General features: G+C 64.8%; 20 protein-coding genes. 15 read left to right on the forward strand and 5 right to left on the reverse strand.

Annotated features, from left to right (window positions below; all coding sequences use genetic code 11):
- Window positions 1-7 precede the first annotated feature (7 nt).
- On the forward strand, window positions 8-1,108 hold the full coding sequence (locus tag RCP80_RS03380) for a tetratricopeptide repeat protein (RefSeq protein ID WP_308481003.1): 1,101 nt from the start codon (window positions 8-10) through the stop codon (window positions 1,106-1,108).
- Between the two features lie 13 nt (window positions 1,109-1,121).
- Here RCP80_RS03380 and RCP80_RS03385 read toward each other — a convergent pair whose 3' ends face one another.
- Window positions 1,122-2,498, reverse strand: coding sequence for an aldehyde dehydrogenase family protein (locus RCP80_RS03385; protein WP_308481004.1), 1,377 nt, complete (start codon window positions 2,496-2,498; stop codon window positions 1,122-1,124).
- A gap of 211 nt (window positions 2,499-2,709) precedes the next feature.
- Between RCP80_RS03385 and RCP80_RS03390 the strand changes: the two genes are divergently transcribed.
- The 9 genes from RCP80_RS03390 to RCP80_RS03430 all read left to right on the forward strand — a co-directional run bounded on the left by RCP80_RS03390 (window position 2,710) and on the right by RCP80_RS03430 (window position 13,644).
- Window positions 2,710-4,896, forward strand: coding sequence for an alpha-ketoacid dehydrogenase subunit alpha/beta (locus tag RCP80_RS03390; RefSeq protein WP_308481005.1), 2,187 nt, complete (start codon window positions 2,710-2,712; stop codon window positions 4,894-4,896).
- Window positions 4,897-4,913: 17 nt separating this feature from the next.
- A complete protein-coding gene (locus tag RCP80_RS03395; protein WP_308482683.1) occupies window positions 4,914-6,134 on the forward strand; it encodes a dihydrolipoamide acetyltransferase family protein in 1,221 nt (406 codons plus the stop codon).
- A 295-nt stretch (window positions 6,135-6,429) separates the two neighbouring features.
- Window positions 6,430-7,455 carry a sugar ABC transporter substrate-binding protein gene (locus tag RCP80_RS03400; protein WP_308481006.1) on the forward strand — a complete coding sequence of 342 codons (1,026 nt, stop codon included), beginning with the start codon at window positions 6,430-6,432 and terminating at the stop codon, window positions 7,453-7,455.
- Window positions 7,452-8,951 carry a sugar ABC transporter ATP-binding protein gene (locus RCP80_RS03405; protein WP_308481007.1) on the forward strand — a complete coding sequence of 500 codons (1,500 nt, stop codon included), beginning with the start codon at window positions 7,452-7,454 and terminating at the stop codon, window positions 8,949-8,951. Before RCP80_RS03400 ends, RCP80_RS03405 begins: the two co-directional genes overlap by 4 nt.
- Before the next feature lie 67 nt (window positions 8,952-9,018).
- A complete protein-coding gene (locus RCP80_RS03410; protein ID WP_308481008.1) occupies window positions 9,019-9,939 on the forward strand; it encodes an ABC transporter permease in 921 nt (306 codons plus the stop codon).
- Window positions 9,940-9,998: 59 nt separating this feature from the next.
- On the forward strand, window positions 9,999-10,487 hold the full coding sequence (locus tag RCP80_RS03415; protein WP_308481009.1) for a VOC family protein: 489 nt from the start codon (window positions 9,999-10,001) through the stop codon (window positions 10,485-10,487).
- A gap of 73 nt (window positions 10,488-10,560) precedes the next feature.
- Window positions 10,561-11,049 carry a nuclear transport factor 2 family protein gene (locus RCP80_RS03420; RefSeq protein WP_308481010.1) on the forward strand — a complete coding sequence of 163 codons (489 nt, stop codon included), beginning with the start codon at window positions 10,561-10,563 and terminating at the stop codon, window positions 11,047-11,049.
- Window positions 11,050-11,070: 21 nt separating this feature from the next.
- On the forward strand, window positions 11,071-12,618 hold the full coding sequence (locus RCP80_RS03425) for an amidase family protein (RefSeq protein ID WP_308481011.1): 1,548 nt from the start codon (window positions 11,071-11,073) through the stop codon (window positions 12,616-12,618).
- Window positions 12,619-12,621: 3 nt separating this feature from the next.
- Complete coding sequence (locus RCP80_RS03430; RefSeq protein WP_308481012.1) at window positions 12,622-13,644, forward strand: TIGR03619 family F420-dependent LLM class oxidoreductase; 1,023 nt, start codon at window positions 12,622-12,624, stop codon at window positions 13,642-13,644.
- A 33-nt stretch (window positions 13,645-13,677) separates the two neighbouring features.
- Here RCP80_RS03430 and RCP80_RS03435 read toward each other — a convergent pair whose 3' ends face one another.
- The 3 genes from RCP80_RS03435 to RCP80_RS03445 all read right to left on the reverse strand — a co-directional run bounded on the left by RCP80_RS03435 (window position 13,678) and on the right by RCP80_RS03445 (window position 16,357).
- The gene (locus tag RCP80_RS03435) at window positions 13,678-14,376 is read right to left on the reverse strand and encodes a GntR family transcriptional regulator (protein ID WP_308481013.1); all 699 of its coding nucleotides are present in this window, start codon (window positions 14,374-14,376) and stop codon (window positions 13,678-13,680) included.
- Between the two features lie 16 nt (window positions 14,377-14,392).
- A complete protein-coding gene (locus RCP80_RS03440; protein ID WP_308481014.1) occupies window positions 14,393-15,598 on the reverse strand; it encodes an alpha/beta fold hydrolase in 1,206 nt (401 codons plus the stop codon).
- Between the two features lie 288 nt (window positions 15,599-15,886).
- Window positions 15,887-16,357, reverse strand: coding sequence for a MarR family winged helix-turn-helix transcriptional regulator (locus RCP80_RS03445; protein WP_308481015.1), 471 nt, complete (start codon window positions 16,355-16,357; stop codon window positions 15,887-15,889).
- Window positions 16,358-16,402: 45 nt separating this feature from the next.
- On the opposite strand from RCP80_RS03445, the gene RCP80_RS03450 reads away from it, so the two are divergent.
- From RCP80_RS03450 to RCP80_RS03460, 3 genes are all read left to right on the forward strand, one after another.
- On the forward strand, window positions 16,403-16,837 hold the full coding sequence (locus RCP80_RS03450) for a Rid family hydrolase (RefSeq protein WP_308481016.1): 435 nt from the start codon (window positions 16,403-16,405) through the stop codon (window positions 16,835-16,837).
- A 143-nt stretch (window positions 16,838-16,980) separates the two neighbouring features.
- Complete coding sequence (locus tag RCP80_RS03455) at window positions 16,981-18,189, forward strand: acetyl-CoA C-acetyltransferase (RefSeq protein WP_308481017.1); 1,209 nt, start codon at window positions 16,981-16,983, stop codon at window positions 18,187-18,189.
- A gap of 5 nt (window positions 18,190-18,194) precedes the next feature.
- The gene (locus RCP80_RS03460; RefSeq protein WP_308481018.1) at window positions 18,195-20,342 is read left to right on the forward strand and encodes a 3-hydroxyacyl-CoA dehydrogenase NAD-binding domain-containing protein; all 2,148 of its coding nucleotides are present in this window, start codon (window positions 18,195-18,197) and stop codon (window positions 20,340-20,342) included.
- A 56-nt stretch (window positions 20,343-20,398) separates the two neighbouring features.
- On the opposite strand, the gene RCP80_RS03465 is transcribed toward RCP80_RS03460, so the two are convergent.
- Complete coding sequence (locus RCP80_RS03465; protein WP_308481019.1) at window positions 20,399-20,824, reverse strand: pyridoxamine 5'-phosphate oxidase family protein; 426 nt, start codon at window positions 20,822-20,824, stop codon at window positions 20,399-20,401.
- A gap of 67 nt (window positions 20,825-20,891) precedes the next feature.
- On the opposite strand from RCP80_RS03465, the gene RCP80_RS03470 reads away from it, so the two are divergent.
- Together RCP80_RS03470 and RCP80_RS03475 are read left to right on the forward strand one after the other, a co-directional pair.
- Window positions 20,892-21,884, forward strand: coding sequence for an LLM class F420-dependent oxidoreductase (locus tag RCP80_RS03470; protein WP_308481020.1), 993 nt, complete (start codon window positions 20,892-20,894; stop codon window positions 21,882-21,884).
- Between the two features lie 387 nt (window positions 21,885-22,271).
- Window positions 22,272-22,685, forward strand: a complete 414-nt coding sequence (locus RCP80_RS03475; RefSeq protein ID WP_308481021.1) for a Zn-ribbon domain-containing OB-fold protein — start codon at window positions 22,272-22,274, stop codon at window positions 22,683-22,685.
- Window positions 22,686-22,691 lie beyond the last annotated feature (6 nt).

A 22,691-nucleotide genomic window follows, 5' to 3' on the forward strand; every position in this document is an offset into this window, starting at 1 on the left:
TGACTCGGTGGCTGATCACGCGCAGGCGAGCATCGAGGAACTCGAAGCCCGGTATCTGGCGGCCCGCGATCCCGGCGAGGCGGTGCAGGCCGCCGAAGTCCTACGGGCCGCGCGCAGCAGCGCACTCGGTGCCCAGCACCCCGACACGGTGATGACGGCGCTGGCGGCGGCGACCTGGCGATTTCATGCTGGCGACGTCGCGGGCGCGGTGCCCGAACTGCGTCGCCTGATCCCGCTCGCCATCGAGGTGCTCGGTGAAGATGACCTCGGCACGCTGGCCGCCCGGCACATCGTGGCGTCCTATCCGGACGGGACCGCGCAGTCGTCGGCGCAGCGGCTGGTCGGCTGGCTCGAGCTCTACGCCGCCGAGCAGCGCGTGCTGGGCCCCGACCATCCGACCACCCTGGCGGCCCGCAACCAGGTGGCCGTGCTGCGGCGCGAACTCGGTGACCGCATCGGCGCGCGCGATGAGTCCGCGGCGGTTGTGGAGGCGCAGCGCCGCGTGTTGGGCGATACTCACCCCGACACCCTGACCGGCCGATTCACCGCGGCGATGTGCCTGGGCGAGGCCAGCGACGGCGCTACGGCCCTGGCCGAAGTCGAGGCTCTCATACCGTTGTTGGGCGCGGCCTTTGGCTACGACCACCAGAACACCTTGGCGGCGCGGCAGACCAGTGCGCTGTGGACCCTGGAGAGTGCGGGCGATCCGCTGGACCGGGTCTCGGACTGGGAGGTGCTCGTCGAAGACCTCACTCGTGCGTTGGGGGATCAGCACCCGCTGACCGTGGCCGCTACCCAGACCCGCGCCGAGCAGCGGTCGCTGTGGCAACAGCAGGAGCCCGAGGAGGGGGCGGGCCTGCTGGCGGCGGTCGTCGAGGCCAAGCGGGTGGTGGGGCGCGCCCTGCGAGACGACGGCCCCGAATCGGGGACCTATCTGCGGTGCCGTTTCGACCTGGCGCAGCGGTTCCTGCGCGGGCAAGACCTCGACGCGGCCCGCCGCCACGCCGAATCGCTGGTCGCCGACAGCAGCGCCATCCTGGGTGATGACCACGAACTGACCCTGGCCGCGCGCCGACTGCTCGCTGACATCGCCGCCTGGCCGCGCTGAGTCTGTCCCGGAGTCAGGCCTTCCACACCGTCTTGAGATTGCAGAACTCGCGCATCCCGGCCGCAGCCAGTTCGCGGCCGTAGCCGGAATCCTTGATGCCCCCGAATGGCAGCTCCGGGTAGGAGACGGTCATTCCGTTGAGGAAGACCGCGCCCGCATCCAGATTTCGGATGAACCACTCGCGCTCGGCATCGTCGTTGCTCCACACCGAGGAGCTCAGCCCAAACGTCGTCTGGTTGGCGATGCGTACCGCCTCGTCTCTGCCGCCGACCCGGTACAGCGACGCGACGGGACCAAAGGTTTCCTCCAGCACAATGCGCATATCGTCGGTCAGTTCGGCCAGCACGGTAGGCGAGTAGTACCACCCCGGGCGGTCCGGCGCCGACCCCCCGGTGAGCAGCTGAGCGCCTTTGGACACGGCGTCGTCCACCAGGCCGATGATGTCGGCGCGCCCGGATTCGGTGGCCAGTGGCCCGACATCGGTGGACTCGTCCATCGGATCGCCGACCACCAGCTGGTTCATCTTGTCGACGAACAGCCCGACGAACTCGTCATAGACATCGGTATGAACGATGAACCGCTTTCCGGCTATGCAGGATTGGCCGTTGTTGGAGACACGGGCCGCCACAGCCACTGCCGATGCCGCCGCCAGGTCGGCGCTGGGCATCACGATGAAGGGATCCGAGCCGCCGAGTTCCAAAACGGCCTTCTTGATATGTCGGCCGGCGGTCGTGGCCACCGCACTCCCCGCCGGTACGGACCCGGTCAGGGTGACGGCCTTGACGCGGCGGTCCTCGATCACCGCCGCGACGTCCTTCGGGTCGACCAGCAACGAGCGAAGCGCGCCGACCGGAAATCCGCCCTTCGTGAAGAGCTCATCGAGATAAAGCGCTGCGCGCGGAACGTTCGGCGCGTGCTTCAGCAGGACGGTGTTGCCGGCCATCAACGCGGGGGCGGCGAACCGGATTACTTGCCACAGCGGGTAATTCCACGGCATCACGGCCAGCACGACACCAAGGGGCTGCCAAACCGTACCCGCCGCAGCAGCCGACACCGTCGACGGGTCGGCCAGTTCCTCAGGGGCGAGGAAAGATTCGGCGTTGTCGGCGTAGAAGCGGATGCTCTTGATGCACTTGAGCACCTCGGCGCGGGATTGCCGGATCGGCTTACCCATCTCGACGGTGATCATCTCTGCTGCCCGTTCGACGTCGGCTTCGAGGACGTCGGCTGTGGCGTGCATCCACCGGGTGCGCTCAGTGAAGGTCCTGTCGCGCAGGGCGTGGGCCGCATCGCAGGCGTGCGCGATCCGGCGTTGCACCTCGGCACTGTCATGCGGTTCGAACGTCTCGAGGATCTCGCCCGTCGCCGGATTGGTGGTTGCGATTGTCATCGAGAGTTCCTGTTCCCTAGTGGTTGTTGAACGAAAGCGTGGGACGCATCCCATGAACCGCAAGGCGCCATGCATGGATCCAAACTAGCGCAACTGTAGTCGATATCCGAGGTTTTCCCGCGTAGGCCTAGCCAAATTGGATCCATTGTGCGTAGTCTCCGATATGTGCCACGCGCCGACGAGGGAGTCGGCCGGCCAGGAGATGAGGTTTATGTCAACCCAATGCCGCCTGGAAACGGGATCCGAATGGATCGAACTGTCCACCACCGACGATGACTGGGAGGCCGCGGATCCCGCACTTCTGGGCACCATGCTCGCCGAGCTGCACCTCATTCGGGCGTTCGAGGAAACGGTCCTCGAGCTCGCCGCCGAGGGGCTGGTCCACGGGCCGGCCCACTCCAGCATCGGACAGGAGGGCGGCGCCGTTGGCTCCATCGTCGGCCTGCGCCCCACCGACGCGGTCAACGGTTCGCACCGGGGGCATCACCAGTTCTTGGCAAAGGTGTTCACGTATGTGTCGGGCGGGGTGATCGACCCGGCCGCCCCCGTGACGCCGAAGATCGCTGACGTGCTGCAGCGCACGCTCGCCGAGATCCTCGGGTTGGCGCAAGGCTACTGCCGGGGCCGGGGTGGCTCGATGCATCTGCAGTGGCACGAGGCGGGCGCGTTGGGCACCAACGCCATCGTGGGGGGTGGCGTGCCGATGGCCACCGGTAATGCATGGGCTCAGAAGCACGGTGCCACCGATGATCTCACGATCAGTTACTTCGGTGACGGCGCCAGTCAGATCGGATCGGTGCTGGAGTCGATGAACCTGGCGGCCGCCTGGAAACTGCCGGTGTGCTTCTTCATCGAGAACAACCTCTACGCGGTGTCGACCCACGTCGACGAGGTCACCGCGGACCCCCGCCTGTCGGTGCGTGGACAGGGCTTCGGCATCCCGGGTTGGCGGGTCGATGGAATGGACCCACTGGCGGTGTACCTGGCCACCGAACAAGCCGCCGAAAGAATGCGCAGTGGCAACGGTCCGGCCATCGTCGAGGCCGAGGTGTACCGGTTCTTTCACCAGAACGGGCCGTACCCGGGCAGTGCCTTCGGATACCGCGACAAGGCAGAGGAAGCGCACTGGCGTAGCCGCGACCCGCTCGATAGCACTGCAGCGCAGATGATCAGACTCGGTTTGATAGACGAAACCGGTGTGGACGAGTTGCGTCGTCAGGCACAGGAGGCGATGGTCACCGCAGCAGCCGAACTCTTGGAAGCCGATCCGGGAGTCCCGGGCAAGCGCCGCATCCGACCCGAACTCTGGCCCGACCCGAGCTTCGTCAACGTCGGTGTCCGTGGCGATTCCAGCGAATTGCAGTCGCTGACGGTGCTCGAACCCACCGAGCACGAAGGTGCCTGGCGCAAGGCGAAGTTCGTTGACGCGGTCGCCGGTGTCATGGATCGCCGAATGGCGACCGACGAGCGGATTGTGATCTTCGGTGAGGACGTCCATCGCCTGAACGGCGGGACCAACGGTGCCACCAAGGGACTGGCGAAGTACGGCGGAGACCGCCTGGTCGGAACGCCGATCAGTGAGAACGCATTCGCCGGCCTCGGCGGCGGACTGGCGTTGGACGGTAGGTTCCGGCCGGTCGTGGAGTTCATGTATCCCGACTTCATGTGGGTAGCGGCCGACCAGGTGTTCAACCAGATCGCCAAGGCGCGCCACATGTTCGGTGGCGATAACCCGGTGCCCATCGTCCTGCGCACCAAAGTGGCGATGGGGACGGGGTACGGCTCCCAGCACCTGATGGATCCCGCGGGGATCTTCGCCACCAGTCCTGGCTGGCGGATCGTGGCTCCGTCGACCGCTGCGGACTATGTCGGGCTGATGAACGCAGCCCTCGCGCTCGATGATCCGGTGTTGGTGATCGAGCACGTCGATCTGTACGGCATCATCGGCCAGGTACCCGAGGGCGATCTCGACTACATCATCCCGCCGGGTCGGGCAGTTGTCCGGCGGTCGGGCACCGAGGTCACCGTCATCAGCTACCTCTCGATGGTCGAGCGGTGTGTCGAGGCGGTCGAACAGACAGGCCTCGACGCAGAGGTGATCGATCTACGCTGGCTCGACCGCGCTTCCATCGACTGGGACACCATCCAAACGAGCGTTCGTAAGACGAATGCGGTGCTGATCGTCGAACAAGGTGCGCAGGGCAGTTCGTACGGCGGCTGGTTGGCCGATGAGATCCAACGCAGGATGTTCGACTGGCTCGATCAACCCATCGAGCGCGTCTCGGGAGAAGAGGCCTCGCCCAGCATTTCTCGGATCCTCGAGCGCGCCGCCATCGCCGGCACCGAAGAAATCGTCGACGCCCTCGAAAAGATCAGACGCGGGATGGGGAGGTCCTGATGGCCACCGTCGTGCGAATGCCAGAGGTGCTGGCCGACGCCAGTGAGGCGACAATCCAGACCTGGCTGGTGTCCGTCGGCGAGACGATCGCCATCGGTGATCCGATCGCCGAGATCGAAACGGACAAGGCGGTTGTCGAGTACGCCGCCGAAGTGGAGGGGATCCTGGCCCAGCTGTTGGCCGAACCCGGGACATCCATCGCCGTCGGCGAACCCATAGCGGTGGTGACGGCCCCGGGTGAGGACGCCGCAGCTCTCGATCCCACCCTCGTAGCCGATGCGAAGCCGCGGGAGCAGACACCGGCAACACCGGTCGGCGCCGCGACTACTCGCGCGGAGGCGCCGGATGTAGCGCCCATCGATGCCGCTGACCGACGGTTGTTCGCCACCCCGCTGGTTCGAAAGATCGCCCGGGAAAAAGGTATTGATCTGGCCACCGTCACCGGGACGGGGCCGGGAGGCCGCATCGTGCGCCGTGACGTCGACCGGGTGCCCGCCCAGACCCCGGTGGAAGCTCCCACCACACGACGGACTGAGGAGGTACCGGCTTCAGAGTTGCCGGGCATCGTTGACATCCCCCTGACAGGGATGCGTAAGACAATCGCTCGTCGGCTCACCGAGAGCAAAACTACGGTGCCTCATTTCTATGTGACCGCTGACTGCAGGGTGGATGCGCTGGCGGAACTGCGAGCAACCATCAACGGATCCACCACCGTGAAAGTCTCGGTGAACGACTTCGTACTCAAAGCGGTCGCCGGCGCCCTGCTGGAGGTTCCGGAAGCAAACGCGATCTGGAACGGCGACTCGATCCGGCAGTTCCAGGGCGTTGACATCGCGGTGGCCGTCGCGGTCGACGGAGGCCTCATGACACCGGTGCTGCGCGGAGTGGAGCGATTGCCGATTTCCGTGATATCCACGCAGGTAGCCGATTTCGCGGCACGTGCCCGTGCGGGACGAATTCAGCAGCATGAGCTCACCGGCGGCAGCTTCGCTGTTTCCAACCTCGGGATGTACGGAGTCACCGAGTTCTCCGCGATTCTCAACCCCCCGCATTCCGGGATCCTCGCGGTCGGCGCAGCCGCTCAGCGACCCGTGGTCATCGACGGCCAACTAGCCGTCGGCTCGGTCATGACCGTGACATTGTCGGCCGACCATCGGGTCATCGACGGTGCTGTGGCAGCACAGTGGATGGCGGCATTCGTCCGGCGGATCGAGAACCCCATGACGATTCTGATATGAGTGCCCGCCGAATGTTCGCACTGCTGTTGGCGAACCGTGCACCCCGGCGAAGCCCTGGCCGCTCCGGACGCGACGGGAACTGCGTTTCGCTTCCGCCGGGTGGGCAACGCCACCGCGCCGAGCCGGCTTCGGCTGCCTGCCCAACCGAATACGAAGACACGAAGACCATCTCGATATCTTTTCTGAACATGACCTGGGAGCGTTGATGACTCGAAACACCTTTGCGCGCTTGGTAGGAGCCGCGGTTCTTCTCACGTCGGCAATCGGATGTTCTTCGGGATTGCACGACGTCGCCGTGGACGGTGTGGACACGGCGATCACCGACATCTCGACCTACGAGCAAGCCGCCAAGGCGGCGATGCAGCCGATAGTGGAGTGGCCCGGCCCCGCCGATGGTCCACCGGCACAGTCCGGTGTGAAGGTCATGTGGATCGCGTGCGGGTTCGCGGCCGAGGGGTGTAAGGCACCCGCGCAGGCGGCGGAGGCCGCCGCTGACGCTCTGGGCTGGGAGTTGCGGGTCGTCGACGGCCAACTCGACCCGCGAATCTACAACCGGGCGGTCAGTGAGGCCATCGATCAAGGTTACGACGCGGTGATCCTGAACGCCTTGTCGGTGGACGCGGTGGCCGGCGCGGTGCAACGTGCCAGGGCCGCCGGAATCGTGGTCGGGAGCTGGGACGGCGGCAACGAACCGAGCCCGCACGGTGTCACGTTCGAGGTGGACCAACCCATTGCCCAGCAAGGGGCCAACATGGCCAGCTACATGATCTGGAAATCGGGTGGGAACACCAACGCCTACCTGACCGAGGCTCCCGAGTTCAACGTGGTCCGGGGTTGGATCCAGGGTGCCCGCGAAACGCTCGAGACCTGTCGGACCTGCGACATCGTTCGCGAGGACAAGTTCACAGCAGCGGAGGCATCCACACGTGTCCCGACGCTGATGGTCTCCGCGTTGCGGGAAAACCCGCGGATCAACACGGTGATCGGCGCCTACGACGCGTCCATGCTCAGTGCCCTGCCGTCCATCCGGGGCGCGAAATTCCAGAACGTCCGGGTGGGTGCATTCAACGGCATCGCCCCCTGGCTCCAACTGATCCGTGATGGCCAAGCCAACGCGACGTCGGCGGTGCCGATCAAGTGGGGCGCCTGGGCAGCGTTCGACAACGTCAACCGCCTGATGGCCGGCCAGGACGTCGTCGCCCAAAACGTGCCGACTCGCCTGATCACCTCCGAGAACATCGATGAAATCTCGGGGCAGGGGCAATGGGAAGGTGACATCGACTACATGGCGGAGTACCGACGAATCTGGACCGCCTCATGACCGGCACCCGAACGCTTCCGGGCTCCGCCCTCTCGGCGGAGGCGGTGAGCAAGTCCTTCGGCGACAACGTCGCACTCGAGAACGTATCCATCGACATTCCGGCGGGAGCGGTGCATGCATTGGTCGGGATGAACGGCTCGGGAAAGTCGACGTTCGTGAAGATCCTGGCGGGGTTCTATCAACGCGACAGCGGAGCCATCACGGTCGGCGGCGTCACGGAGAACTTCCACGACAAGATCGCATTCGTCCATCAGGATCTCGCGCTCGTGGAACCCCTGACGGTGCTGGAGAATCTCAGCCTCGGACACCGCATTCCCACCCGCCGGGGCTGCATCGACCGGAATGCGGAACGCGACTCAGTGATGGCGGCGCTCAAGCCGTTTCAGCTTGAACGGACGATCGATGTCACGGTTGATCAGCTGACAAAGGCGGAGAAGACGATCATCGCGATCGCGCGTGCACTACGCGCCAGTTCTGATTGTTCGCTGCTGGTGTTGGATGAGCCGACATCGACCCTGCCGGCGCGAGAGACGCAACGACTGCTCGACGTCGCCGCCCAATGTGCCGAGTCAGGGTTGGGGGTGTTATTCATCTCGCACCGCCTCGGCGAAATCATGAGCGTCAGCGACTCGGTGACCGTGCTGCGTAACGGGCGGGTGGTGTGCAGTTCGCCGACTTCCGAACTCTCGGTCGATCGGATGGTCAAGGAGATGGGCGGCACGAGCGCCCAACCGGTGACTGTCACCCGGTCCAGCGTTGCTGAAGCGCAGCGTCCAGGACGCCCCATCATGAGTGCCCGGAATCTGTGCGGTAGGACACTTCGCGGGATCGATCTGGCCATCCACCGCGGCGAGATGGTAGGTGTAGCGGGGGTTTTAGGCAGCGGCATCGAAGAACTGGGACTTCTGCTCTCCGGCAGAGCAGAGCCCTCGGGGGGAGTCGTCGCCCTGGATGACGCCGCGGTAGGCGGGCGCTCGCATCCGGTCGGTTTCGTGCCGGCGAACCGCGCAAGCCAAGCCGTCCTGACCGGACTCACCGCCCGGGAAAACGCCACCATATCCGATGTCCGACCCTACGTGTCCCGAGGTCGAATCAGCGTCCGTAGCGAACGGGCGCGGATGCACGAGTTGTTCGCGGCGATGGGAGTTCACCCACTCGACACTGAGGCGGACATGCTCACGCTGTCCGGCGGCAACCAGCAGAAGGTACTGATAAGTCGTTGGCTGGCAGTCGATCCCGGTGTGCTGGTCGCAGACGAGCCGACCCAGGGTGTGGATGTCTACGCCAAAGGCGAGATCCTGGCGACGTTACGTCAGCATGTCGCAGAGGGGCTCGCGGTGGTGCTGGTAAGTGGGGAACCGGAAGAGATAGCCGCTGCCTGCGACCGGATGGTGGTCATCAACAACGGTCGACTCCAAGCCGAATTTCCGGCGCCCGTCGATGTTTCGTCGGTCCTGGCCGAAATGCACAAGGGAGATGCTCATGCTCACAGCTGACGTTACGACGCGGCAGGACCCCCCGGTCTCCAGGCAGTGGGGGAGCCTGGCGGCAAGGTTCGCTGTCGTGGGACTGATCGCGTTGCTTGTCCTCGTGTTCAGTCTGCTGCGACCCGACACATTTGCCACCGTCGCCAACGCTCAGACGATCTTGGTGGAAAGCGCCGTGCTGACCGTCCTGAGCCTCGCAGTGATGGTCCCGTTGATTGTCAACGAGTTCGATTTGTCACTCGCGGCGGTGCTCGGCCTGGCCGCGATGTTGGCCGCTGGACTGCCTGCCCGACAGGGCTTCAGCGTCGCGTTGACATTGGTCGCGATCCTCGTCATGGCGCTCGCTGTGGGAGCGGTCCACGCTGGGCTCATCGTAGGACTCAAGTTGCCGTCGTTCGTAGTGACGCTCGGCACGAATTCCGTTCTGGCGGGGTTGATTCTCCTGTACTCCGGCGGCGCGGTCGTCTATGAGGCCATACCTGACGGAATCCGGATCATCGGCACCGCGTCGATCGCTGGAATCGGTCTGCCCATACTGCTGATGGCGGCCATCACCGCGGTTTTGTGGTTTGTGTTGACGCAGCGCCCCATCGGCCGATTCTTCTACGCTGTCGGCGCCAACGAGCCCGCCGCCAGGTTGGCCGGTGTGCCGACGGCACGAATTCGGGTGTTGGCGTTGATCAGTGCCCCGGTCCTGGCCGCCGTTGCCGGACTGGTGCTGACGGCTCGGGTGGGGTCGGCGAACCCAACGTCATACAGCGCGTTCTTTCTGCCGGCGTTCGCCGCGGCATTCCTGAGCCTGGCAGCGTTCCAGATTGGCAAATTCAATCCGCTGGGAGTTGTTGCGGCGGTGTACCTGTTGGCGGTCGGCGTCGGAGGGTTGTCGCAACTGGGTGTGCCGTCCTGGGTGGACCCGGTATTCAACGGTGCCGCCCTGGTGGTCGCTATCGCGTTGTCGCGGCTGACCTCCGAACGCCGGGCGGCGAATGCGGTTTAGCTCCCGCGCATCCGAATGTCCTGGAACATGAGCTCACACCGAAAGAGACAGGAAGTGCAATGCAACCGCAACTCCCATCGTCGCAAGTCGACCAGTTGGGTTTCCTCGTACCGGATCTGGCCGCCGGCGTACAGCAATGGACGGCTGCACTGAACGTGACCGACTGGCGTGTCTACACGTACTCGTCGGACATCACGGGCACGACGTTCTCCTATCGGGGACAGCCCGGCGAGTTCGCCATGCGGCTTGCGTTGGCGAACACGGTCCCGCAGATCGAGCTGATCCAGCCGATGGTCGGCCCCAGCATCTACCACGACTGGATCGACCAGCACGGCTACGGGTTTCACCACGTCGGATTCTTCGTCCCGTCGATCGCGGACACCATCGATGAGTACCGCAGATCTCGGCTCGAACCGGCACAGACGGGCGCCGGTTATGGAGTCGACGGGGACGGCGGGTTCGCATACTACGAAATGGAGGACAACCTGGGAACCGTAGTCGAATTCATCGAAGTGCCGACGAATCGCCGCCCAAGCGAATTGCTTTGATCCGATCGGGCGACCTTGCCCGACCGGACGCCAGCGGGACACCCCGATACCCGACCCAAAACAAGGAGTAATCATGGACAACACTCTCGAGAACCTCAGCCGTCGCGTTGCACGCCTAGAGGCCGCCGACGAGATTCGCCGGCTGAAATTGCGTTACGCCGCAGCGTGCGATGACAACTATCCGCCGGACATCATCGCGCCGATGTTCACCGAGGACGCAATCTGGGATGGCGGCGAGCGCTGGGGACGTCACAACGGACGTGAGGCGATCCGCACCTTCTTCGCCGGCACCAGTGACACGATCACGTTTGCGCTGCACTTGATGATCGGCGGGGACATCGAAGTCGACGATACTGCGACGTCGGCCAAGGGCTTCTGGCAGCTTTTCGAACCGGTCGCCATCGCCGATGGTGACCAGAGCTTCTCGGCGGTGATGGCCGGCCTCTACCACGATGAGTACGTGCTCACCGACGACGGATGGAAATTTTCCGTGGTGCGGCTGGATTGGGCGATGCAGGCACGGATGGACCGAGGCTGGCACGACGGTCGCTTCCACCTTTGATCGCCCCAGGCCAAGGAGAACATGATGATCAATCCGCGAATCGATGAGGTCGAACAAATTGCCTCCGCCCTGGGTATCGCCGAGGGTGCACACTACGAGGATGTCCTGGCGGTCGTCCGCGCCCGCCTCGACGACACCGAACCGGTCGCTGCTGCCCTCACACAAACCCCTCGCGAAGCGGCGTGGAGACGGTCTCGGACCGAGGACGATCCGCTGAACGCCGTTGTGCGATGGTGCGATATCGAGCCGACGGGAGAAGGCGCACTGTCGGGGCGGACGATTTCGGTGAAGGATTCGGTGTTCGTGGCGGGCGTGCCCGCCACCTGCGGCTACTCGGGCCTCGAAGACTTTGTTCCGGCAACCCACGCGACGATCGTCGACCGGATTCTGCGTGCCGGTGGCCGGATCGTGGCGACGACGAACATGGACTGCTTCGGATTCGCGGCCTCGGGCGAGACGAGCTCGTATGGTCCGACACAGAATCCCAACTCGGTCAGCCATCTTGCCGGCGGCTCGTCCAGTGGAGCCGCGGCCGCGTTGTCCTACCCGGGTGTTGATATCAGCGTGGGTTGCGATCAAGGTGGATCGATCCGCATCCCAGCCGCTTGGTGTGGTGCCCTGGGGCTCAAGCCGACGCATGGTTGGGTGCCCTACACCGGCATCGCGGGAATCGACCAGATCATCGACCACGCAGGTCCGATGGCGCGATCCGTGGCCGACATCGCCGTCATGATGGACGTGCTCGTCGGCCGCGACGGCATCGATCCCCGGCAACCGGTGCACGTCCCGGACGCAACGTTTGCGGGGCGGGTGCAGAGTCCGCCCAGGAATCTTGACGGGATCCGGATCGGGGTTCTCGACGAAGGCGTCGATCTGGCTCGCGAGCATGGGGCGGCCGGTGTGATCGACGTCGTCGAGGCGACCTGTCGCGAGCTGGAGTCCATGGGGGCACAGATCCAGCGGGTCTCGGTGCCGGAGCATCTCACGATCGGTGTCGCGTCGTTCATCTGCAATCTCGAAGGGATGGCATCGCTGTTGCGTTCCGGGGGCCACGGCTACGGGCACCTGGGCCGCTACGACGTCGAGTTCGCGACACAGTTACATGCCGCACTACGGGACCGTGCCGAGGAGTTGTCGCCGCAGGTTAAAGTCGCGTGGCTGGCGGGTACCGCGATGTCGAATACCTATGGCGGCGCGCTGTATGCGGCAGCGCGGAACAGCCTCACCGACCACATAGCTGCCTATGCGAACGTCTTCGCGGGCGTCGACATGCTTCTTATGCCGACGACGCCGTTCGCCCCATTGCGTACGCTCGAGACTCCAAGCGCAGCTCAGTCGCTCGACAGGGGCTGGAGCATGCTGGGCAACACCGCGCCGTTCAATGCGACCGGCATGCCCGCGCTGAGCATGCCCGTGGGTCGATCCGACGGGCTGCCGGTGGGAGTGATGCTGGTCGGGCCGAAGGGGGCCGATGCCGGGCTACTCGAGGTCGCCCAGCTCTACGAGACAACGGTGGGCTGGGACCTGGGTCCCGAGCTCGCCGTTGCTGCACCTGAATGGGAGCGCTAGTTCATGCAATTCGGTTTGAATCTGCCCACCCACGGGGTGATGAGCCGGGATGAAAGTGGCAACTGCTTTCTGACGAACATCGACCCGCGGCAGATGCGCCCAGTCGAGCGGAGCGTCCGGGCCGAGGAACTGGGCTTCCACTCCGTGTGGCTCAGCGACCACATCGTGACCGAGGCATACTCGGAAGGGGTGCATCCAGCGAACTCAACGGGCAAGAGAGCATATCCGGATCGGCCGGTGATGATGGATGTGGCAACAACATTCGGCGCGATAGCCAGCCGGACTTCGACGTTGCGCTTCTGCCCGACGGTCTATATCGCCCCGTATCGGCATCCGCTCATCACCGCGCACGAGTGGGCCACCCTCGATGTGCTGTCGGAAGGCAGAGCGATGATGGCGGTCGGAGTCGGTTGGGAAATCGGCGAATTCGAAGCTCTTGGTGTCGACTTCCAACATCGTGGCTCAGTCCTGCAGGAGTGCCTGCAGATCTATCGGCAGGCTTGGGAGAACGCGGATATCGAGTTTGACGGTAGGCATTTTCAGATCCACGGGGTGTCCATGGATCTGAAACCTGTCCAACCAAGGATGCCGATCTGGTACGGCGGGATGTCCGAGATAGCAGCCAAGCGTGCGGCCCGGCTCTGTGAAGGCTTCTATCCCATGTTCCTGGACAGCCACACCCGGCCGCAGGATCTGGACTTCCTGCGGGTGGCCATCCGGCGAGAGGCTGCGTCGATCGGGCGAGATTTGAGTGACTTCACCATGGGCGCGTACTGCCAGGTCCGGGTCTGCTCGACAGCGCAGGACAACTCGTCGTTCAAGTTCGGCCGTCCCATCCTCACCGGAAATGCCGAGCAGGTTGTCGAGGACCTCCATGAGCTGGCCGCTTTCGGATACGGGCACATCACTGTGCAATTCGACTGCCCGAGCGGGACAGCCCGCGAGCATGAAGACCAGACTGAGTTGTTCGCCGCAGAGGTACTGCCGCATGCGGCGTCGATTGCGGCGGCGCCGTTGACCAATTGAGTCAGGGTCATCCCGAGCGGAGGGCCGATACCGTCACTTATTTGGGGGCGTCTCGAACAGCTCAGGGTGCTTTGAGAGTTCAACTCGGGTCCGCCGGATGTGGCCCACCAGGCACCGGTCGGCCTCCACGCTGTCGTAACGGGTGATGGCGTCGATGAGCAGGCGGTGCTCAGCGATGATGACCCATTTGCGATCCGCTCCGGCCAACCGCGCGAAGGCGCGACGGTAATGCTGCGTGGTATTCCAGTAGCGGTCGACCATGGAGTTGAGCTGGGGAATTTCGCACCCGCTGTAGGTCAGTAGGTGCAATTCCCGATCCAGTACGAGAAACCGGTCGACATCGTCGTTGCTCTCGATCTCGGCCTGGATCTCGTTGAGCCGGCGGTGATGTTCCGCGTTGAGTCGGGGAATACTCTCTTCGAGAGCGAGCGGTTCGATGCGCTCCCGGACCCGGTAGACGAAGTCGCATTCCTGCATGTCCAACTTCGAAACCCACGCGCCGCTGTTGGCCTTCAGTTCGACGAGTCCTTCGGATTCCAGTATGCGCAGGGCCTCGCGGACAGGCAGTCGACTGGCACCCACCTTCTTGGCGATGCTTTCCTGGCGGATCCGCTGTCCGGGTGAAAGCTGGCCGGTCAGAATGTCGTCGCGTAGGACATCGGCAATGCGCTGGCTCACGACCGATGCAGGCCCCTGCGGCGTGGACGTCAGTTCTTTGTCGGTAGCAGCCATCGAGATCCTCGGCAGGTCATAGCTTCTCGGCGAACGACAGGACAGCGCCGTTGAACTCGACCGGATTCTCGATCATCGGATAGTGTCCTGTCCCTTCCAGAATGGCGATACTGCTATCGGTGATTCGGGCCGCAGTTTCGTCAACCATCTGTTGGTTCACCAGCCAGTCAGCGTCACCACGGATGAGTAGGACCGGACTGGTGATCTTACCCATCTCCGCGCGCCGATCGAATCCGGCATAACCGGTCAGGTCCGCGGCGATGTATTCGGGGGCGACACGTCTGAGCTGCCACACGACTTCCCGCGCCCGGTCCGGCGGCGTGCGCTTGCCGGTCATGGATCGTGACCACGCTTCCAGGATCTGAGGGCCGTTGAGCATCAGCATCTCCAGAAGGAAGGGGCTGACGGTCGGAGTGTAATCGGCCCCCTCGCAGGACACGACGCCACGGTAGTAGTCCGGGCGTCGGGCTGCCAGTTCCAGCACCATGTTCCCTCCCATCGAGCACCCGACAAGCACCGGGCGATCGAGGCCGAGGGCATCCATGAATGTCTCGTTGAAGTCCGCGTGCTCGGTGATGCTGTGAAACGGGCCGCCGCTCGGCTCCGCGGTTTTCCCATGGCCCGGTGCGTCCAGGGAAATGACTCGAAAACGGTCGGACAATCCCCGCACGACATGCCGGTACATCAGAGTGTCTTGACCAGCGGCGTGAATGCACACGATCGGGATGCCGTTGCCGGCCTCCTCGTAGTACGTCTCGATGCCGTTGACATCGATATAGCGACCGGTCACCACTCGGTCGTATGTCGGCGGCGCCGGGGAATAGTTGGGCGGGGCATCTTCAGCCGGGCGCGCTGTTCGCGCGAGCGCATGTAGGAACAGCCACATTGCCTTGACGTTCCGGCTGGCGGCGACAGCATCGCCGGCGACGCTCAGCTCGCCCAATCCCGGCGACGTCGCTTCGAAGTAGTCGACCCGGCCGTCCAGGATCCGCCGCCACTCCCTCTCGGGTGCGGTCAAGAGGATGTCCGCCCCTGCGGGGAGCGGTCCCGGCGCCGCGCCGACCGCCCTGCCGTCACGGGTGTCTACGGCGAAACTGTAGTCGGCGCAGCGCAACTCGATACGCACCGAGAAGTGCTTTGCTGCCCCTGACCACTCGGTGTCCTTGTTGAGTTCATCGAGGAACGCTGTCCAGAAGTCTGGGCGGGTGAATTCGCTGAGCATAGCGGGTGTCCTTCCGAGTGCAGGGGCTGATCGGTGGGCTCGGCACAACCCGCCTGGCCGACGTTTGCGGACAAAGCAGCGTGCGATGTCCGCCGGTGATGCAGTCGATCATGGTTGTGGCATGGTGCACATTCTACGGCATCGGATCCAATTGAAAGGTTCAACGCGCAAAGTCTCGCGAATGACTCGGGTCAACTCGCGGATTGGATCCCAAGCGGCGTATTGGCGATATGTGGCGAGTCGCGCCCGCCGCTATGCGGGCCGACGGCGCGGTCCGTGATTGTCGGTCTATTCCGCCCGCGCTTCGAGGCCTGGTGGGACCACTCGAAGTTTCGCCGCGATGCGCGTCAGCGCCGCCAGGTCGGTGGCGGTGAGCGGGTCCAGGACGAGCTCGCGCACGGCCCGTGCATGGATCGGGGCCGCCTCGACGACCAGGCGGTAGCCGGTGTCGGTGAGGGACGCGATGGTGTACCGACCGTCCTCGGGATCCGGCGACCGAGTAGCCCAACCCCGGCCCTCGAACCTCTTGACGACGTTGGACAGTCGGGACAACGATCCGCTGGCCAAAAACGCCAGATCACTCATCCGGATTCGGTGGTCGGGTGCCTCGGATATGTGGCTGAGCACCAGATATTCGAAGAGGGTCAAGTCCACTTGGCGCAGTGGCGATTCGAGCTTGCCCGGCAGCAGCAGCATGAGGGCGACCAAACCGGTCCACGCCTCCTTCTCCTGCGGCGTCAGCCAACGAGTCTCCGCCATGCCCGATGACTTTACGCGTGAAGTATTCGCGTGTACGGTTACTTCATGCATGAAGTAAAAATGGATCGCGACGTCGAGTTCTTTGTCACCCCCGGCGCCGGAGAGAAGCTGTTTGGCCTGCTGCATTACAGCCAGGCGGTGCGGATCGGGAACCGAGTGGAGATTTCCGGGCAGGGTGGCTGGGATGCCGACCTGAACGTCGCGGAGTCGTTGGAGGAGGAGATCGTGACGGCGTTCGACAACGTCGAACGCACCCTGGCCACCGCCGGCGCAACCTGGCGCGACGTGGTGCACGTGAACTCCTACCATGTGCTGCCCGCCCCGGAGCTGACATACAACGCGCACAACGACGTGATGACCGCCCAGTTCCGCGCGCGGCTGGGCGACCGGGCGCCGATCTGGACCCAGACCGGCGTCACCGCGCTCGGACTACCCGAGATGCGGGTCGAGATCCGCGTGACCGCGATCGTCGATAGCTGATGCGCCCGGCGGAGCCCCGCATATAAAACACGTGCTGAGGACGCCCAACCAACAGGTTGGTCAGGGTTGTTGATAAGGTGTGTGACCAGTGGACTATCGTCCGGAGGGACGGCCCCTGTCATCCACCCGAAAGGGAACAACACATGTCCGAAGAAGCCTTTATCTATGAGGCCATTCGCACGCCGCGTGGCAAGCGAAATGGTGCCCTCAACGAAATCAAGCCCGTCAACCTCGTGGTCGGCCTGATCGACGAAATGCGGTCGCGTTTCCCCGACCTGGACGAGACGCTGATCAGTGACCTGATCCTCGGTGTCGTCGGACCCGTCGGCGATCAGGGCGGCGATATCGCCCGCACCGCCGGGCTGGTCGCCGGTCTGCCGGACACCACCGGTGGTGTGCAGCTCAACCGGTTCTGCGCCTCAGGCCTGGAGGCGGTCAACATGGCGGCGCAGAAGGTGCGCTCCGGCTGGGACGACCTGGTCTACGCCGGCGGTGTGGAGTCGATGAGCCGGGTGCCGATGGGTTCCGACGGCGGCGCGTGGGCCGGTGACCCGGACACCAACTACCGCGTCGGTTTCGTGCCGCAGGGCATCGGTGCGGATCTGATTGCGACGATCGAGGGTTTCTCCCGTGAGGATGTCGACGCCTATGCGGCGCGCTCGCAGGACCGGGCCGCCGCCGCATGGTCGGGTGGCTATTTCGCCAAGTCGGTGGTGCCGGTGCGCGATCAGAACGGTCTGATTGTGCTGGACAGCGATGAGCACATGCGTCCCGGTTCGACCGTGGAGAGCCTGGGCAAGCTCAGGACCGCGTTCGACGGTGTCGGGGCGATGGGTGGCTTCAACGATGTGGCGCTGCAGAAGTACCACTGGGTGGAGAAGATCAACCACGTCCACACCGGCGGTAACTCCTCGGGCATCGTCGACGGCGCCGCCCTGGTGCTCGTCGGCTCCGAGGCTGCGGGCAAGTCGCAGGGTCTGACCCCGCGGGCGCGCATCGTGGCCACCGCCACCAGCGGTGCCGATCCGGTCATCATGCTGACCGGTCCCACCCCGGCAACCCGCAAGGTGCTCGACCGGGCCGGGCTGACCGTCGATGACATCGACCTGTTCGAGCTGAACGAGGCGTTCGCGTCGGTGGTGCTGAAGTTCCAGAAGGATCTGAACATCCCCGACGAGAAGCTCAACGTCAACGGTGGCGCCATCGCGATGGGCCACCCGCTGGGCGCCACCGGCGCCATGATCACCGGAACCATGGTCGACGAGCTCGAGCGTCGCGGCGCGAAGCGTGCGCTGATCACGCTGTGCGTCGGCGGCGGCATGGGCGTGGCCACCATCATCGAGAGGGTCTAACCACAATGGCTGAGAACACAATTGCCTGGGACAAGGATGCCGACGGCATCGTCACCTTGACGTTGGACGACCCGACCGGTTCGGCCAACGTGATGAACGAGCATTACAAGGAGTCGATGCACAAGACAGTTGAACGTCTTGTCGCCGAGCAGGATTCGATCACCGGTGTGGTGATCGCCAGCGCGAAGAAGACCTTCTTCGCCGGCGGTGACCTCAAGGGCATGATGAACGTCGGGCCCGAGGACGCTGCGGCGTCCTTCGCCGAGGTCGAGTTCATCAAGGCCGACCTGCGCAAGCTCGAGACCCTGGGCAAGCCCGTGGTCGCGGCCATCAACGGCGCCGCGCTCGGCGGTGGCCTGGAGATCGCCCTGGCGTGTCATCACCGAATCGCCGCCGACGTGCGCGGTTCGGTGATCGGCCTGCCCGAGGTCACCCTGGGTCTGCTGCCCGGCGGTGGCGGCGTCGCCCGCACCGTGCGGATGTTCGGTGTCCAGAAGGCGTTCATGGAGGTCCTGAGCCAGGGCACCCGGTTCAGCCCGACCAAGGCCAAGGAGACCGGCCTGGTCGACGAACTCGTCGGCTCCGTCGAGGAATTGGTCCCCGCCGCCAAGGCGTGGATCAAGGCCAATCCCGAGTCGCACACCCAGCCCTGGGATGCCAAGGGCTACAAGATGCCTGGCGGCACCCCGAGCAGTCCCGGCCTGGCCGCGATCCTGCCGTCGTTCCCGGCGCTGCTCAAGAAGCAGCTCAAGGGTGCGCCGATGCCGGCGCCGCGGGCGATCCTCAACGCCGCGGTCGAGGGTGCGCAGGTCGACTTCGACACCGCCAGCCGCATCGAGAGCCGCTACTTCACCCAGTTGGTGACCGGCCAGACCGCCAAGAACATGATTCAGGCGTTCTTCCTGGACCTGCAGGCCATCAACGGCGGCGCCTCGCGTCCCGACGGCATCGCCAAGCAGGAGATCCGCAAGATCGGCGTGCTCGGCGCGGGCATGATGGGCGCCGGTATCGCCTACGTGTCGGCCAAGGCCGGCTACGACGTCGTGCTCAAGGACGTCACGCTCGAGGCCGCCCAGAAGGGCAAGGCCTACTCGGAGAACCTGGAAGCCAAGGCGCTCAAGCGTGGCAAGACCACCGAAGAGCGCTCCGCGGCGTTGCTTTCGAAGATCACCCCCACCGCCGATGCCGCGGATTTCAAGGGTGTGGACTTCGTGATCGAGGCCGTGTTCGAGAACCAGGAACTCAAGCACAAGGTGTTCCAGGAGATCGAGGACATCGTCGAGCCGAACGCGCTGTTGGGTTCCAACACCTCCACGCTGCCGATCACCGGTCTGGCCACCGGCGTCAAGCGCCAGGAGGACTTCATCGGGATCCACTTCTTCTCACCCGTGGACAAGATGCCGCTGGTGGAGATCATCAAGGGCGAGAAGACCTCGGACGAGGCGCTGGCCCGGGTGTTCGACTACACCCTGGCGATCAAGAAGACCCCGATCGTCGTCAACGACAGCCGCGGCTTCTTCACCAGCCGCGTCATCGGCACCTTCGTCAACGAGGCGCTGGCGATGCTCGGCGAGGGTGTCGAGCCGGCCAGCATCGAGCAGGCCGGTGGACAGGCCGGTTACCCCGCGGCGCCGCTGCAGCTCTCCGATGAGCTCAACCTGGAGCTGATGCAGAAGATCGCCACCGAGACCCGCAAGGCGACCGAGGCCGCCGGCGGCACCCACGAGGCGCACCCGGCCGAAGACGTCGTCAACAAGATGATCGAGATCGGTCGTCCGTCGCGGCTCAAGGGTGCCGGCTTCTACGAGTACGCCGACGGCAAGCGGGTCGGCCTGTGGCCCGGGCTGCGGGAGACGTTCAACTCGGGCAGCAGCGATATCCCCTTGCAGGACATGATCGACCGGATGCTGTTCGCCGAGGCCCTGGAAACCCAGAAGTGCCTCGACGAGGGCGTGTTGACCTCCACCGCGGACGCCAACATCGGCTCGATCATGGGCATCGGATTCCCGCCCTACACCGGTGGCTCGGCGCAGTTCATCGTCGGCTACCAGGGTGAGCTCGGGGTCGGCAAGGAGGCCTTCGTCGCCCGCGCCAAGCAGTTGGCCGAGCGCTACGGCGAGCGGTTCAACCCGCCGGCGTCGCTGACCAAGTAACACCACCTCGCAAGATGCCCTCGACCTCAGGTCGGGGGCATCTTCGCTTGGGTCGGTTAGAAACCGCCGAGGTCGGCCGAAAGCCAGTGCTGCGGACGCATATAGATCACCACGGACTCGCCGTGCTCGCGGCGCGCCATCTCGAGGTAGGGCTCCACGGCCGCCGGCGGGAGATAACGCTTGGTGACCTCGACCAGGAGGTCGTCGGTGCCGGGCTCGATCCGGCTGACGGCACCGTTGACACTGACGTAGCGCACCGTCGGTTCGACCCGGTCCACCATCAGCGTGAAGCGGCCGGTCGCCTCGATGAGCCGGTGTTTTCGGGATCCGGCGCCGGTCAGCACCCACGGCTCGTCGCCGGGGCGGTACTGGTACCAGACCGGAACCGTCAGGGGTCCGCGTTGATCGCCGGCGGTCACCGACAGCGCGGCGACATGCGGCTCCGACAGAAACTGTTCGCGTTCTTCTTTGGTGAGAGCCATGGCCCCAGGGTAAGTCGGGCCGGTGTCGCTGTTCCCGTGAATGGCCGGGCGGGGTACGGTCGGCTCCATGCGCTTCGGATTGTTCATCCCGCAGGGCTGGCGACTCGACCTGGTGGATATCGACCCCGCAGAGCATTGGTCGGTGATGCGCGGACTTGCGCAGTACGCCGACGACAGCCCGGCGTGGGACTCCCTCTGGGTGTACGACCACTTCCACACCGTGCCGACGCCCACCAGCGAGGCCACCCATGAGGCGTGGTCCCTGATGGCGGCGTACGCCGCGAGCACCTCGCGGATCAAGCTCGGCCAGATGTGTACCGCGATGAGCTACCGCAATCCGGCCTATCTGGCCAAGGTCGCGGCGACGACGGACATCATCTCCGGCGGCCGGGTCCAGATGGGCATCGGCGGCGGCTGGTACGAACACGAGTGGCGGGCTTACGGTTACGGCTTTCCGTCGGCGGGTGTCCGGCTGGCGCGCCTCGACGAGGGCGTCCAGATCATGCGTGATGCCTGGCGCGACGGCATCGTCAGCTTCGAGGGCAAGCATTATCAGGTCGACGGTGCGATAGTTGCCCCGAAGCCACTGCAGGACAACGGGATCCCGTTGTGGATCGCCGGCGGCGGTGAGAAGGTCACGCTGCGCATCGCCGCGAAGTACGCGCAGTACACCAACTTCACCTCCGAACCTGAGGGGTTCGAACACAAGTCGAAGGTGCTCGCCGAGCATTGCGCCGACGTCGGCACCGACTACGACGCCATCACGCGGTCGGCGAATATCAATGCGTTCGTCGGTGCCTCCGAGGCGGACGTCAAGGACCGGATGGCGCGCGTGCACTCGCGGATCAGCGGCTTGACCGGCGAGGCCGCCGCGGACGCGATGATCAACTCGATGAAGGGTCCGCAGTCCGGCAGTGGCACGCCCGAGCAACTCGTGGAGTCGTTGGGTCGCCTGCGCGACCTCGGCTGCGAGTACGTGATCTGCTATTTCCCCGAGGCGGCCTACGACCGCTCCGGCGTCGAACTCTTCGAGCGCGAGGTAATCCCCGCCCTCACCTGAGGTCGCTCGTGGTCTCGTTGCTGGGCCGCGTGTCGAGCAGGTCAAGCAGGGTGCGCCTCGGACGCCGAGATTGCGCTGACGGCGACGAGGTTGCGCCGACGGCGAAAATACGGCCATTTTCCCGCCGTCCGCTCAAGCCGGGGGCCACGAATGCAATCTCGAGGCGTCCACGGGACATCTTCGAAGCTACGAATGCAACCGTCAGTGCCCGCAGTCGGGTCCAAGCCGGGCCAACTTTCCGCGAGAGTGCGGGTCCCCGGCCGACACGCCGGCAAAACCACCGACTCTGCGCACGTTCGCGGCCCGGAGAATGAGCTTTCCGTTTTTCGTCAACAGTATTGTACGATTCTGCAAGCGCATTATTGGTCACGACCGCGGAGGATTGACATGCAGAAGGCGATCGCACCCGAGATCTCCACCTGGCCCGCGGAGAACCCGCAGCTGATCGGCAGTCAGTGCGGCAGCTGTTCGGCCACCGTGTTCCCGGTCCAGGACCATTGCCCCAAGTGCAGCAGCGCTGATATGTCGGAGTTGTTGCTGCCGCGGCGCGGCACGGTCATCGCCTGGACCACCCAGGGGTTCCCGCCCGGTGCCCCCTACGCCGGTCCTACCGGCAAGGACTTCGTGCCGTTCGGGGTGGGCCTCGTCCAACTCGGTGACGTGATCCGCGTCGAGGGCCGGTTGACCGAAAACGACCCCGCCAAGCTCGAATTCGGCCAGGAGGTCGAGCTGACCATGATCCCGTTCACCACTGACGCCGACGGCAACGAAGTCGTCACGTTCGCGTTCCAGCCTGTCTGAGGAGTA

Source organism: Mycolicibacterium sp. MU0053 (assembly GCF_963378095.1).
GTDB lineage: Bacteria > Actinomycetota > Actinomycetes > Mycobacteriales > Mycobacteriaceae > Mycobacterium > Mycobacterium burgundiense.

What these genes read in the sequence shown, in the direction of transcription:
- RCP80_RS03385 (WP_308481004.1), bottom strand. Translation starts at nt 2,498, where the DNA reads ATGACAATCGCAACCACCAATCCGGCGACGGGCGAGATCCTCGAGACG.
- RCP80_RS03390 (WP_308481005.1), top strand. Translation starts at nt 2,710, where the DNA reads ATGTCAACCCAATGCCGCCTGGAAACGGGATCCGAATGGATCGAACTG.
- RCP80_RS03395 (WP_308482683.1), top strand. Translation starts at nt 4,914, where the DNA reads ATGCCAGAGGTGCTGGCCGACGCCAGTGAGGCGACAATCCAGACCTGG.
- RCP80_RS03405 (WP_308481007.1), top strand. Translation starts at nt 7,452, where the DNA reads ATGACCGGCACCCGAACGCTTCCGGGCTCCGCCCTCTCGGCGGAGGCG.
- RCP80_RS03415 (WP_308481009.1), top strand. Translation starts at nt 9,999, where the DNA reads ATGCAACCGCAACTCCCATCGTCGCAAGTCGACCAGTTGGGTTTCCTC.
- RCP80_RS03420 (WP_308481010.1), top strand. Translation starts at nt 10,561, where the DNA reads ATGGACAACACTCTCGAGAACCTCAGCCGTCGCGTTGCACGCCTAGAG.
- RCP80_RS03425 (WP_308481011.1), top strand. Translation starts at nt 11,071, where the DNA reads ATGATGATCAATCCGCGAATCGATGAGGTCGAACAAATTGCCTCCGCC.
- RCP80_RS03430 (WP_308481012.1), top strand. Translation starts at nt 12,622, where the DNA reads ATGCAATTCGGTTTGAATCTGCCCACCCACGGGGTGATGAGCCGGGAT.
- RCP80_RS03435 (WP_308481013.1), bottom strand. Translation starts at nt 14,376, where the DNA reads ATGGCTGCTACCGACAAAGAACTGACGTCCACGCCGCAGGGGCCTGCA.
- RCP80_RS03440 (WP_308481014.1), bottom strand. Translation starts at nt 15,598, where the DNA reads ATGCTCAGCGAATTCACCCGCCCAGACTTCTGGACAGCGTTCCTCGAT.
- RCP80_RS03445 (WP_308481015.1), bottom strand. Translation starts at nt 16,357, where the DNA reads ATGGCGGAGACTCGTTGGCTGACGCCGCAGGAGAAGGAGGCGTGGACC.
- RCP80_RS03450 (WP_308481016.1), top strand. Translation starts at nt 16,403, where the DNA reads ATGCATGAAGTAAAAATGGATCGCGACGTCGAGTTCTTTGTCACCCCC.
- RCP80_RS03455 (WP_308481017.1), top strand. Translation starts at nt 16,981, where the DNA reads ATGTCCGAAGAAGCCTTTATCTATGAGGCCATTCGCACGCCGCGTGGC.
- RCP80_RS03460 (WP_308481018.1), top strand. Translation starts at nt 18,195, where the DNA reads ATGGCTGAGAACACAATTGCCTGGGACAAGGATGCCGACGGCATCGTC.
- RCP80_RS03465 (WP_308481019.1), bottom strand. Translation starts at nt 20,824, where the DNA reads ATGGCTCTCACCAAAGAAGAACGCGAACAGTTTCTGTCGGAGCCGCAT.
- RCP80_RS03470 (WP_308481020.1), top strand. Translation starts at nt 20,892, where the DNA reads ATGCGCTTCGGATTGTTCATCCCGCAGGGCTGGCGACTCGACCTGGTG.
- RCP80_RS03475 (WP_308481021.1), top strand. Translation starts at nt 22,272, where the DNA reads ATGCAGAAGGCGATCGCACCCGAGATCTCCACCTGGCCCGCGGAGAAC.